Genomic DNA, 13,222 nt, shown 5'->3' on the forward strand with positions numbered 1-13,222 from the left:
GCCGCCGAGGCGCGCCAGGGGCTCATGCGGGACGTCGACCACGCCCGCCTGACCCGCGCCTGGCAGGGCGTCCGCAACGGCCGGCACAGCCTCGCCACCTTCACCGGCGCGGTGCTCAGCCACGGCGCCGGCGCCTGCCCGCACCCGTCCGGCGCTCGCGATCTGCCCGCCCGGCAGGCCCGGCACGACCTGGTCACCGGGCAGGTGCGGATCGGCACGGCCGCCGACGACGCCCGCAACCCCTACGCCTACCGCGGCACCGGTCTCGCCCTCGGCCCCGACCTGCTCGGCACCTCCCTGCTCGCCGTCGGCCCGGCGGGCTCCGGCAAGACCGGCAGCGTCGTGCGGCCGCTCACCGAGTCGCTGTGCCTGCACGCGCTCGCCGGACGGGCCGCGGTCGTCGTGGTCGGCGCCGCGGGCGCGGACCTCGGCCCGGCCGACGCCTACGACGTCGTCGTACGGATCGGAAACCCGGACTCCGTCCACGACCTCGACCTGTACGGCGGCACCACCGACCCGGACGAGGCCGCGGTCGTGCTCGCCGAAGCCCTGGCCGGAGACCTCACCGAACCCCACCCGGGCAGCGACACCCGCCGCTCCACCACCGTCCTCGCCCAGCTCCTCGGCCCCTTCCGCGCGGTGCACGGACGCTTCCCCGGCGTACCGGAGCTGCGGCAACTGCTCGACGGAACGCCCGGACCGCTGGCCGAACTGCGCGAGGGGCTGCGGGCGGCCGGGCAGGAGTCGCTGCTGCGCGAGCTGGACGCCCGCGAGCGGCAGATGGGCCACCCCGGGGACGTGGGCGGCGTGCTGGCCGACCGGGTGGCACTGCTGGACCGGCCCGCCTTCGCCTCCTTCTTCGACACCTCGGGGCAGTCCCGGCCGTTCTCGCTCAAGGCCCTCGACCACCCGGTGAGGGTCCGCGTCGACCTGCCCCAACGCGGCCACGCCGACGCCTCGCGGATGCTGGCCCGGCTGATCCTCGCCCAGTTCACGGCGAGCGTGTCGGTGCGGGAGGACCGGTCGCTGTTCGCCTGCCTGGTGCTGGACGACGCGAGCGGCGTGGTCACGCCGGAGGCGGTACGGGGCGTGCAGCGGCTGCGCTCCGCGGGCGCCGGGGTCGTACTGACCCTGCGCACCCTGGACGACGTACCGCGCCCGTTGCGCGGGCCGCTGCTCGGGTCCATCGGCTGCCGGATGGCGCTGTCCGGGCTCACTCCCTGGGACGGTCAGGACTTCGCCGAGGTGTGGGGCAAGGAGTGGACCGAGGCCCGGGACGTCACCGACCGGCAGATCATCGCGGAGACCCCCGCGGGCAAGGCCGTCCACATGGTGCGCCGGGTGATCACCGGGAAGGCGCCCACCGCGCGGGCGGTGACCGTGCGGCAGGTCGAACGCGAGCGCTGGTCGGCTTCCGAGCTGGCGCACGCCGTGCCCGCCGGGCACGCGGTGCTGTCGCTGACCACGGTCAAGGGCGAGCACGCGCCGCCGCTCCTGGTGGACCTGCGCGGGTGACCTGTCCGGGGCGGGCGCCCGGGGACCGTACAGTGAGGCAGAATCGACACAGGTCGTTCATACGCGGCGGCCAAAAGATCACGGCTGCCTCACAGAGCGGACACCTGACACCTCGCACGGCAGACACCCGACGTCTCGCACCACTGACGCAGATCCGAAGGCCCAGGCCCCCATGCCCCCCACGCTCGCCTCCCTCGTCCACCACTCCGCGCTCAAACTGACCGTGCGCGCGGGCGAGGACCGCCTCGACGTGCCGGTGCGCTGGGCACACGTCAGCGAGCTCGCCGACCCCGTGCCGTACATGGAGGGCGGGGAACTACTGCTGTTCACGGCGCTCAAATTGGACGCCGCCGACCCCGAGGCGATGCACCGGTACGTGAAGCGGCTCGCGGGCGCCGGGGTGGTGGGACTCGGGTTCGCCGTCGGGGTCAACTACGACGACATCCCCGAGGCGCTGGTCGAAGCGGCCCGGCAGGAGGGACTGCCGCTGCTGGAGGTGCCGCGCCGCACCCCCTTCCTCGCCATCAGCAAGGCCGTGTCCGCCGCGATCGCCGCCGACCAGTACCGCGCGGTCACCGCGGGGTTCGCCGCCCAGCGCGAGCTGACCAAGCGGGCCCTGACCGACGGACCGGAAGGGCTGCTGGCCGCGCTCGCCGCGCAGGTCGACGGCTGGGCGGCGCTGTACGACGCCTCGGGCGCCGTCGTCGCCGCCGCACCGGAGTGGGCGGGCCGTAGGGCCGCGCGGCTCACGGCGGACGTGGAGCGGCTGCGCGAGCGCCCCGCGCCGGCCTCCTCCGTCGTCGGCGGAGCCGAGCACCCGGAGCACCCCGAGAACGCCGACCGCGTCGAACTCCACTCCCTCGGCACCTCCCGCAGGCCCCGCTCCGCGCTCGCCGTCGGTACCGCCGCCGCCCTCGGCACCGCCGAGCGGTACGCCGTCCACTCCGCCATCGCCCTGCTGACGCTCACCACGGAACGCTCGCGCTCCCTGCACGAGGCCGGTCTGCGCATCGACGCCGCCGTACTGCGCATGCTGCTGGCCGGCGAACCGGACCACGCGCGCACGGTCGCCGGGGGCCTGTACGGCGGCCTGCTGGACGCGCCCTTCCGGATGATCGTCGCCGAGTCGGCGTCGGCGTCCGCCGCGCGGGCGCACAACGGGCCGCACGCGCGCGTGCCCGGTGCCAAGACCAGGCCCTCCGCCGCCGCGCTGGCCGCCGTCGACACCGACGGCGACCCGCTCGGCGCGCTCGCCGAGGTCGTCGAGTCCGCGGCGGCCCGGTCCGGTGAGGCGGTGCTGGTCGTCCCCGAGGGCGAGCGGCTGGTGGTGCTGGCCACGGACGGCGGCGCGGCGGTCGCCGCCTGCGTCGAGTACGCCTCGGCGCTGGAGAACGGCCGCCCGGCTCCGGAGCCGACGGCGGGCGGCGACGAGAGCCTGGTCATCGGCCTCTCGGCGCCCTCCGGGCCCATCGCCGCCTCCGCCGCCTACAAGCAGGCCGAGCAGGCCCTGTCGGTGGCCCGACGGCGCGGACGCGTCTGCGTGGAGCACGAGCACCTGGCGGCCGGGTCGGTCCTTCCCCTCCTCGCCGACGACGCGGTGCGCGCCTTCGCCGACGGCCTGCTGCGGGCGCTGCGCGACCACGACGCCACCGGCCGGGGCGACCTGGTGGCCTCCCTTCGCGCCTGGCTCTCCCGCCACGGCCAGTGGGACGCGGCGGCGGCCGAACTCGGCGTCCACCGACACACGCTCCGCTACCGCATGCGGCGGGTGGAGGAGATCCTGGGCCGCTCCCTGGACGACCCGGACGTACGGATGGAGCTGTGGCTGGCTCTGAAGGCGACGTCGACCGAGTAGCCGACCAGCCCGTCCGGCGTTTGAGGACGAGGCCGCCAAGGCCGATGGCGAGGTCTGGACGGGGGCTGAACGGGGTCTGGGGGCGCAGCCCCCAGGGACCGGACGGGAAGGGGCGGCGGCGGCGAAAACCCTCCACCCCCGCCCCGGCCACCATTTCGCCCCGGGCGACCCCTTCGCCCCGGTCGCCCACCCCAGCCACGCACCACGGCCCCCGCACATGGCCACAACGTCGAAGCCCCCGCCTCCACCACTACGACTCGGACAAACGCCCCTCCCCGCACCCCGCCCTACCGTGGACCCGCAACCCCCGTACACACCACCACCCCCAACGCGGAAGGGCCGGGACTCCACAATGACTTCCACCCACGCCTTCTGGCTCGCCGGCCGCCAGGCCACCGGCGAGGCCACCTTCGACGTCACGTCCCCCTGGGACGGCAGCCAGGTCGGCACGGTGAGCCTGCCGACCGACGCCCAGGTCGAGGAGGCCGTGGCCGCCGCGTACGCCGTACGGGACGAGTTCGCCGCCACCCCCGCCCACACCCGCGCCGCCGCCCTGGACCACGTCAGCCGGCGCCTGGCGGAGCGCACCGAGGAGATCGCCCGCCTGATCTCCGCCGAGAACGGCAAGCCGATCAAGTGGGCCCGCGGCGAGGTCGGCCGCGCGGTGTCCGTCTTCCGCTTCGCGGCCGAGGAGGCCCGCCGCTTCAACGGCGGCGAGGCCCAGCGCCTGGACACCGACGCGGGCGGCCAGGGCCGGCTCGCCCTCACCCGCCGCTTCCCCAAGGGCGTCGTCCTCGGCATCGCGCCCTTCAACTTCCCCCTCAACCTGTGCGCCCACAAGATCGCCCCCGCGATCGCGGCCGGCGCGCCGATCATCCTGAAGCCGGCGCCCGCCACCCCCCTCTCCGGCCTGATCCTCGGCGACCTGCTCGCCGAGACCGAGCTGCCCGCCGGCTCCTGGAGCATCCTTCCGGTGCCCAACGACAAGATGCCCGCCCTCGTCCAGGACGAGCGGCTGCCGGTCATCTCCTTCACCGGCTCCGAGACGGTCGGCTACGCGATCATGGACTCGGTCCCGCGCAAGCACTGCACCCTGGAGTTGGGCGGCAACGGCGCGGCCGTCGTGCTCGGCGACTGGGCGAGCGACGAGGACCTGGACTGGGCCGCGACCCGCATCGCGACCTTCTCCAACTACCAGGGCGGCCAGTCCTGCATCTCCGTGCAGCGCGTGATCGCCGACGCCGCCGTGTACGACCGCCTGCTGCCGCGCGTCGTCGCCGCCGTCGAGGCCCAGGTCACCGGCGACCCGAACGACGACGCCACGGACGTCGGCCCGCTGGTCAGCGAGGCCGCCGCCGAGCGCGTCGAGGCGTGGGTCCAGGAGGCCGTCGAGGCCGGCGCCACCCTCCACACCGGCGGCAAGCGCGACGGCGCGTCCTACGCCCCGACCGTCCTCACCGACCTGCCGGCCGACACCACCCTCGCCTGCGAGGAGGTCTTCGGCCCCGTCCTCAGCGTGCAGAAGGTGAACGGCGAGGCGGAGGCGTTCGCCGCTGTCAACGACTCCAAGTACGGCCTGCAGGCAGGCGTGTTCACCCACGACCTCCAGACCGCCTTCCGTGCCCACCGCGCCCTCGAGGTCGGCGGCGTCGTCGTCGGCGACGTCCCCTCCTACCGAGCCGACCAGATGCCGTACGGCGGTGCCAAGCAGTCCGGCGTCGGCCGCGAGGGCGTCAGGTACGCGATGGACGACTACACCTACGAGCGGGTGCTGGTCCTGACGGGGCTCGCGCTCTGACCGGAGCCACACCGTAGAAGGCCGACGGCCCGAACCCACTGTGCGGGGGTTCGGGCCGTCGGCGCGTACCGGCGCGCCGACCGCCGTCGCCACCGGCATGGCCCTCCCCGCACCGGATTCGCGCCGTCCTCGCCGCGGCCGGGTTCTCCGGCGTGGCCGTCGACCGGGTGGAGGCGTACGGGACACGGGGGCGCGGAGCCGACGACGCGGCGGAGTTCCTGCTGAACACCGGGCCCGGCCGGCATTTCCTGAGCCAGGTCGGCACACCCGGGCAGGCCCGCGCCCGCCACGCGCTCACCGGCCATCTGCGCGGCCACGAGGCGGCCGACGGCACGGTCCGGCCGCGCGGTACGTCCTGGCTGGTCACGGTGGACCGCCCGACAGCCACCGCCCAGGAGCCGGGGGCGGTCCCCACCGGCCGGCGAGCAGGTCCCGCAGCGTCGCGAAGGCTGGTCCCAGGTCCATTCCGTACGCACCCAGTGCCGTCCTTTCCCGCCCATCTCACGGGCGGGCCCGGGGTTGCGCAGGAACCTGACCAGGCGGTCCGCCGTCCCCGCCACCGAGCGGCCGTCGACGACGTGCCCCGTCTCGCCGTCGCGTACGGCATCCGGTGCGCCGCCCGAGTCGCCCGCCAGGACCGGGAGCCCGGACGCGGCGGCCTCCAGGTAGACGATGCCCGGGCCCTCGACCTCCAGGCCGCGCCTGCGCGTACGCCAGGGCATCGCGAACGCGTCGGCTGCGGCGTGGAAGGGTGGGAGCGCGTCGTGGGGGTGGCCACCGGCGAAGACGACCGAGTCCAGTACCCCCTCGGCCAATTCCCAGGCCGTGATCGCCGCCTACGGGCCGGGTCGGGTCCGGGCGGGTGGCGAGTCGGGGGCCCGGCGCCGGTAGACGCTCGCCGGTGCCGGGCCCCGTCCTCGTGCCGGCTTCCTCCGGACCCTCAGCCGGAGAAGCCGACGTGCGCGAGCCGCAGAGAGCCGCGCAGTCCGATGCGGAGATCGTGAACGCCCTCGGCGGTCAGGGCGGCGCCGAGCTCCACGTAGTCGTACGGTCCCGGTGTGGGCGCGTCCGGTGACAGCGCCGCCAGGACCGGGCCGCCGTCGAGGGCGATCTCCACGGTGCCCTCGCTCCCCGCCACCGTCACCGTGACCTCAGTGACCCCGGGGCCGAAGTCGCAGTCTCGGTAGAGCAGTTCGCCCGCGCCGCCCGCCACCGGCGTCACCGCGTCGCCCGTTGCCCTGGTCCGGTCGACGATCTCCGTGCCGTTCTGCTCGTCGAAGTCGGCGGCCACCAGGCCCCGTTCCCAGGCCGGGCGCGGCGCGGCGGGCTCGCCGTCGAGTGTCACGGTGGCCGACAGGCGTACGTCCTCGCTGGAGGCACCCGCCAGCAGCGCGTACGGGCCCGGCTCCAGCCGCCACCTGTCGTGCGCCACGTCCCAGAACGCGAAGACGGACAGCGGGAGTGCGAAGGACACCCGCGCCGTGGCCCCCGGGGCCAGGGTGACGCGGCGGTGGGCCAGCAGTTCGCGGCGCGGGCGCGGGACCGACGGGGCCTCGGCGCGCCCGTAGAGCTGGACCACCTCGTCGGCGGCGACGGCTCCCGTGTTGGTGACCGTGAAGGACACGGACACCTCCCCGTCCGCCACCCGCGCCGCCAGGTCCGCGTACGAGAAGGACGCGTACGACAGACCGTGCCCGAAGGGGAACAGCGGCGTCCCCTCGAAGTACAGGTAGGTCTGGCGACCGCCGATCACGTCGTAGTCGAGCAGGTCCGGCAGGTCGGCGTCGTCCGCGTACCAGGTCTGCGGGAGCCGCCCGGCGGGGGAGACGTCCCCGGCGAGCACCCGGGCCAGCGCGGTGCCGGCCGCCTGGCCGCCGTGCGCGGTCCACAGCACCGCCGGGAGCACCTCCGCGTCGACGGCGTACGGGTAGGCGGACACCAGCGTCAGCACGGTGCTCGGGTTGGCGGCGCGAGCCGCGCTCAGCAGGCGTTCCTGGTGGGCGGGCAGCCGCAGGGTCGTACGGTCCTCGGTCTCCCGGCCGTTGATGTGCGGATCGTTGCCCGCCACCACCACGACCACGTCGGCCTCCGCCGCCACCCGCGTCACCGTGTCCTCGCCGCGCTCGGTGACGACCAGCTCGAAGACCTCCGGGGCCTCGTGCTCCGAGGAGGTCTCCACGGAGGGGTCCGAGGCGGCAACCTTCACGCCGTCGGCGGCGACATGGACGTGACGACCCGTCCCCGTGTGCCGGAGGAGGTGCCCGTTCCCGTGGGGTTCCAGGCGGAAGGTCTCCTGCACGACCCAGCCGCCGGGCTGGTCGGCGGAGGCGCGGAGGTAGCCGTCCTCGGCGACCGAGAGGTAGCGGCCGTCGGGTGCGCGCAGGGTGAGGACGCCCTCTCCCCAGTCGACGAGTGCGAGCTCGGTGCCGGTGGCGTCGGTGGTGAGGGGCGGGAGGTCGGTGCGGCCGGCCAGCAGGGCCGGGTCGAGGGCGCCCTCGGTGCCGCGCGCGTCGCCGGGGGTGTCGTCCGACGGGAGCACGTGCAGGAACGTACCGGCGGCGGTCCTCAGCCGGACCCGGTCCACACCCTCCGCGAAGCTCACGCGCTCGGCGCCGAACCGCTCGTACAGGCCCTCCAGCGGGGTGGAACGGTGGATGAGCGTGCCGCTGTACCAGTCGAGCTTGCACTCGTCGGCGAGCAGCCCGACGACCGCGACGCGGGCGCCGGGGGCCAGCGGCAGCACGCCGTCGTTCTTGAGCAGTACGACCGCCTGCTCGGCCGTCTCCAGCGCCAGCGCCCGGTGCTCCGGCGTGTCGAAGTCGGCGGCCGCGGTCTCCGCGGTGACGGCGTACGGGTCGTGCTCCGGGTCGAACTCGCCGAGCCGGAAACGGACGGACAGCTGCCGGCGCACGGCCGCGTCGATGTCGGCCTCGGTCAGCAGGCCCTGGTCGAGGGCGCCCCGTACGCGGGCGACGATCTTCGAGGAGTCCGTGCCGTGGTCGGTGAAGCTGTCCACCCCGGCCCGCAGCGCGGCGGCGGTCGCCTCCTCGTGGGTGTCGAAGTAGTGCTCGGAGTCGACCAGGTTGGAGGGGGCGCCCGCGTCCGAGCAGACCAGGAGATCGTCCTCCGTCCAGGCGCGCAGCTGCCGGTTCAGGTACGGGGAGACGTGGTTGGGGCGGCCGTTGACCAGGTTGTACGCCGGCATCACCCCGGCCACCGCGCCCGCCTCGACCGTCTCGCGGAAGGCACGCAGGTCGTACTCGTTCAGGACGCGGGGGCGGACGGACGCCGAGGACGTGTCCCGGTCGGTCTCGTTGTTGTGCGCGAGCCAGTGCTTGAGGACGGGCGCCGTGCGCCAGTACGTCGGATGCTCGCCGCGCAGGCCGCGGGTGTAGGCGGTGGCGATGGCCGACGTGAGTTTCGGGTCCTCGGAGTAGCCCTCCTCGTTCCGGCCCCACAGGGGGTGGCGCAGCAGGTTCACGGTCGGGGACCAGACGTTGAGGCCGACGCGGTCGTCGCGGGCGCGCATCGCACGTGCCTCCCTGGACACCGCCTCGCCGACCCGGCGCACCAGGTCCTCGTTCCAGGTGGCGCCGATCCCCACGGCCTGCGGGAACACGGTCGCCGGGCCCATCCAGGCCACGCCGTGCAGCGCCTCCTGACCGGTGCGGAAGGCGGCGATGCCGAGCCGTTCCACGGGGGGCGCGAACTGGTGCAGGAACCCGGTCTTCTCGTCGAGCGTGAGCCGCGACATCAGGTCGTCGACGCGCTTCGCGAACGGCAGACGCGGATCACGAAAAGGTGGCGTGGGCGGCGTGGGTGCGGTCACGTGCAGTTCCCCTTGCGATGGAGCGGCCAGGCGCTTTCGAAGCGCTTCGATGCTCAGTCGGCCCGGGGGTGGGTGTCAAGCCATTGGCGCGCATCACCTCCGACTTCTCACCCCAATCCGAGCGTCACATGAGCCGGTTCGGCCGACCTCGCCCTCCCGATACCTCGGAGGAATTCTGGAAGCGACTCTTGTGCACCCCCAGGGGTTCACTTAACCTCGCAGCAACATCGAAGCGCTTCGACTACGAGGCTCCCACCCGGAAGCGCTCCTGGCGCACCTTGAGGTGCGACGGACCCCGGGCATTCCTCCGACGACCGCTTCAGCTCAGCCAGATCCACTCGAGACACCGCAGCCGACGGCCACCGCCGGGTGTCCTGGTGCGCCACGAAGGGTTGACGCAATGACGCCGAACGCCGCCTCCGGCCCCAGCCGGAGAAAGTTCCTCGCCTCCACGGCGGTCGCCACCGCAGCGGTGGCGGGAGGGATGCCGCTGCTCTCCGCCTGCGGCGGTGGCGGGAAGGACGACCGCAAGGAGGGGACCACGTCGGGGAAGGACGCGCAGAAGATCCTTCCGGCCTTCGTGGCGTCGAACGTCGTGACGCCGGACATCCCCGCCAAGAACGGATCGGCGGCGGGCTTCACCAAGGCGATCCCCACGGCCGAGCTCAAGACGTCGGTGCCGAAGAAGCTGGGCAGCGGCGGCAAGCTCTCGGTCATGGCGCCGTTCTGGGGGACCCCGCCCAAGGGCGACAACCCGTACTACACGGCCATGAACGCGGCCACCGGCGTCGAGGTCGCCTGGCAGAACCAGGACGGCGTCACCTATGACCAGAAGCTCGGCGCGGTCCTCGCCTCCAGCGACATCCCCGACGTCGTGGTCGTCCCCGGCTGGAACCTCAACGGCCGCATCCCCAGCGCCGTCAACGCCAAGTTCGCGGACCTCGGCCCCTACCTGTCCGGCGACAAGGTCAAGGACTACCCGAACCTGGCCGCCGTCCCGACCGAGGCCTGGCAGCGCGGCATCTTCGGCGGCGTGCTCCGGGCGGTCCCGATGCCGGCCCCGTACGTCACCGACATCGCGCCGCTCTACCGCAGGGACCTCTTCGAGAAGAAGGGCTACTCCGTCCCGAAGAGCCCCGAGGAGTTCCTGTCCTGGGCCAAGGAGGCCACCGACGCCAGGTCCAAGCTCTGGGCCTGCGACGACATGAAGTGGACGGCGTTCAACATCTTCGGCGTCCTCTCCGGCAGCGACAAGGCGCTGTGGTGGAACCTGGAGGGCGACAAGCTGGTCAACCGCATCGAGACCGACGAGTACCTCGAAGCCCTGGAGTGGACGCGGAAGCTGTACGCGGCCGAGGTGGTCCACCCCGACGCGGTGCAGGGCAAGGCCGGCGGCACCCCCGGCAACCGGCTCACCGCCGGGGAGATCCTGGTGTACAACCAGAACATCTCCGACTGGTGGGGCAAGACGGCCGAACAGCGCACCCAGAACCCGGACTTCGACATCGCCGCGTTCGACATCTTCGGCGCCGACGGCGGCGACCCCACGCTGTGGGCGGTCCAGCCGGCCAACATCTTCACCTTCGTCAGCAAGAAGGCGGGCAAGCAGCAGATCAAGGACTTCCTCGCCCTCTGCAACTACTGCGCCGCGCCGTACGGCACCAAGGAGTTCATGCTCACCGCCTACGGCGTCGAGGGCACCGACTACGACCTGAAGAGCGGCCTGCCGGTCAAGACCCAGCAGGGCGTCAACGAGGTCAACGGCGCCTTCGACTACACCGGCAACCCCGCCCCGTACATCGCCTACCCGGACCTGCCCGAGGTCACCCGGGGCATGGTCGAGTGGCAGCAGCGCATGGGCGCCTTCACCAAGAAGTCCTCCTTCTTCGGGCTGACCGTCACCGAGCCCACCCGCTGGGCCAACCTCGCCGACGACTTCGAGCAGCTGGAGGACGACGTCGTGCGCGGCCGCAAGAAGATCAGCGACGTGCAGCAGGCGGTGTCGGACTGGAAGGAGAAGGGCGGCGACGGCCTGCGGGACTGGTACAGGAAGCTGCTCGACGACAACGGCGGCAACGGCTCCACGAACTGACCCCAGGCACAGGCCCGACGGCAAGGAGAAGGCCGTGTCGCACAGCACGGTGCCTCGGAGCAGAACCGAGGCGAAGACCCCCGAGAAGACCCCCGCGACGGATCCGGAGCGGCCCGCCGGGGACAAGGGCGGCAAGCGCGCGGGGAAGCTGAGCCTCCGGCTCAGATTCAGACGCGACCGCACCCTGATCCTGATGACGCTGCCGGCGCTGCTGCTGGTCCTGGTCTTCAACTACATACCGATCCTCGGCAACGTGGTCGCCTTCCAGGACTACGACCCGTATCTCAGCGAGAACGGCTTCGTCGCCATCTTCGAGAGCCCGTGGATCGGCTTCGAGCAGTTCGAGCGGATTTTCGCGGACTCGGCCTTCTGGCACGCGGTGCGGAACACCTTCGTGCTGTTCTTCCTCCAGCTGGTGCTCTACTTCCCGGTCCCGATCATGCTCGCGCTGCTCATCAACAGCGTGGTCAGGCCCCGGGTCCGGGCGATCGCGCAGGCGATCATGTATCTGCCGCACTTCTTCTCGTGGGTCCTCGTCGTCACCGTCTTCATGCAGATCTTCGGTGGCGCGGGCATCATCGCGCAGACCCTCCGCGAGCACGGCTACGAGGGCTTCGACCTGATGACCAACCCCGAGGTCTTCAAGTACCTGGTCACGGCCGAGACCATCTGGAAGGACGCCGGCTGGGGCATCATCGTGTTCCTCGCCGCGCTCTCCGCCGTCTCCAACGACCTGTACGAGGCCGCCGCCATGGACGGCGCGGGACGCTGGCGGCGCATGTGGCACATCACGCTGCCCGCCCTGCGCCCGGTGATCGCCCTGCTGCTGGTGCTGCGCGTCGGTGACGCCCTCACCGTCGGCTTCGAGCAACTGCTGCTCCAACGACAAGCCGTGGGTGTCGCGGCCTCGGAAGTCCTCGACACCTACGTGTGGTGGAACGGCATCCGCAACCAGGACTTCAGCTACGCCGCCGCCGCGGGCCTCATCAAGGGCGTAGTCGGTCTGGCGCTGGTGCTGACGGCGAACAAGGTGGCCCACCTCATGGGCGAGCAGGGGGTGTACAAGAAGTGAGCGCCGTCCTCGACACACAGGCCGACGACACGACGGCCGACGACACACCGGCCACGAGGAAGCCCAGCCCCTGGGCCGCCCCGCCGCGCCCGGTGTGGGAGGAGGAACCCTCCAAGGCCGGACAGGCGGGCAAGGGCCTCGTCCTGACCCTGGCCTGCCTGGGCATCGTCTTCCCGCTGTGGATCGTCGTCGTCACCAGCCTCCAGTCGAAGAAGGCCATCGACGAGGCCGGCGGCCTGGTGGTGATCCCCAAGGGCATCACCTTCGTCGCCTACCAGGAACTCCTGAGCGGCGGACAGGTCCAGCGCGCCGCCCTGGTCAGCATCGGCGTCACCGTGGTCGGCACGCTGTTCAGCATGGCGGTGTCCGTGCTGAGCGCGTACGGCCTGTCGCGCAGCGGATCGCTCGGGCACCGCTGGCTCCTGATGGCCCTGCTCACGACGATGTTCTTCGGGGCCGGTCTGATCCCGACCTATCTGCTGGTGCAGGCGCTGGGGCTGACGGACACCTACCTGGCGCTGATCCTGCCCAGCGCGGTGAGCGTGTTCAACATCCTGGTGCTGCGGGCGTTCTTCATGAACATCTCGCAGGAGCTGATCGACAGCGCCCGCATCGACGGGGCCGGCGACTGGCGCATCCTGTGGAAGATCGTGATGCCGCTCTCCCGCGCGGTCCTCGCCGTGATCGCCCTCTTCTACGCCGTGGGCTACTGGAGCGCCTGGTTCAACGCGTCGATCTACCTGACCGACCAGGACATGATGCCGCTCCAGAACGTCATGATCCAGCTGGTGCAGAAGCAGGAACGACCGGTCGGGCTGTCGGCGCAGGTCAACACCGGGGAGCTGTCCGCCCTCGCGATCCAGATGGCGGTGATGGTCATGGCACTGCTGCCGGTGGCCGTGCTGTCGCCGTTCGTCCAGCGTCACTTCAAGAAGGGGATGCTCACGGGGGCGGTCAAGGGCTGACGCGCAAGCGGTTACGCGGCTTGCGCGATGTCCTCGGCCGCGGTGCCGTCGTGGCTTGTCGCGCCCACGCCGCTCAGCCGCGTGCCGACACGGCCC

The 13,222-nt window shown here is 72.5% G+C and carries 7 protein-coding genes and 1 pseudogene; 6 read left to right on the top strand and 2 right to left on the bottom strand.

The annotated features are described in order from the left end of the window. The 3 genes from EBH09_RS26810 to EBH09_RS26825 all read left to right on the top strand — a co-directional run. On the top strand, positions 1-1,515 hold a 1,515-nt coding region (locus tag EBH09_RS26810), incomplete at its 5' end, for an ATP-binding protein (protein WP_238697444.1). 172 nt (positions 1,516-1,687) lie between these two features. After that, complete coding sequence (locus EBH09_RS26815) at positions 1,688-3,370, top strand: PucR family transcriptional regulator (protein ID WP_121749438.1); 1,683 nt, start codon at positions 1,688-1,690, stop codon at positions 3,368-3,370. Between the two features lie 352 nt (positions 3,371-3,722). Beyond that, positions 3,723-5,168, top strand: coding sequence for an aldehyde dehydrogenase family protein (locus tag EBH09_RS26825; RefSeq protein ID WP_121749440.1), 1,446 nt, complete (start codon positions 3,723-3,725; stop codon positions 5,166-5,168). A gap of 363 nt (positions 5,169-5,531) precedes the next feature. On the opposite strand, the pseudogene EBH09_RS26835 reads toward EBH09_RS26825, so the two are convergent. Next, positions 5,532-5,980 (bottom strand): annotated as a pseudogene (locus EBH09_RS26835) (glycosyltransferase); the annotation flags it as partial. A gap of 128 nt (positions 5,981-6,108) precedes the next feature. Next, the gene (locus EBH09_RS26840) at positions 6,109-8,997 is read right to left on the bottom strand and encodes a glycoside hydrolase family 3 C-terminal domain-containing protein (protein ID WP_193776548.1); all 2,889 of its coding nucleotides are present in this window, start codon (positions 8,995-8,997) and stop codon (positions 6,109-6,111) included. A gap of 400 nt (positions 8,998-9,397) precedes the next feature. Between EBH09_RS26840 and EBH09_RS26850 the strand changes: the two genes are divergently transcribed. Genes EBH09_RS26850 through EBH09_RS26860 form a run of 3 tightly spaced genes read left to right on the top strand, consistent with a single transcriptional unit; the run spans position 9,398 to position 13,126 of the window. Next, positions 9,398-11,089 (top strand): extracellular solute-binding protein, encoded by a 1,692-nt coding sequence (locus tag EBH09_RS26850; protein WP_121749441.1) that lies wholly within the window; start codon positions 9,398-9,400, stop codon positions 11,087-11,089. A 34-nt stretch (positions 11,090-11,123) separates the two neighbouring features. After that, the gene (locus EBH09_RS26855) at positions 11,124-12,161 is read left to right on the top strand and encodes an ABC transporter permease subunit (protein ID WP_121749442.1); all 1,038 of its coding nucleotides are present in this window, start codon (positions 11,124-11,126) and stop codon (positions 12,159-12,161) included. After that, complete coding sequence (locus EBH09_RS26860) at positions 12,158-13,126, top strand: carbohydrate ABC transporter permease (protein WP_121749443.1); 969 nt, start codon at positions 12,158-12,160, stop codon at positions 13,124-13,126. The genes EBH09_RS26855 and EBH09_RS26860 overlap by 4 nt, the downstream gene beginning before the upstream one ends. Positions 13,127-13,222: the final 96 nt, after the last annotated feature.

The organism is Streptomyces sp. E2N166 (genome assembly GCF_003671715.1).
Lineage (GTDB): Bacteria > Actinomycetota > Actinomycetes > Streptomycetales > Streptomycetaceae > Streptomyces > Streptomyces thinghirensis.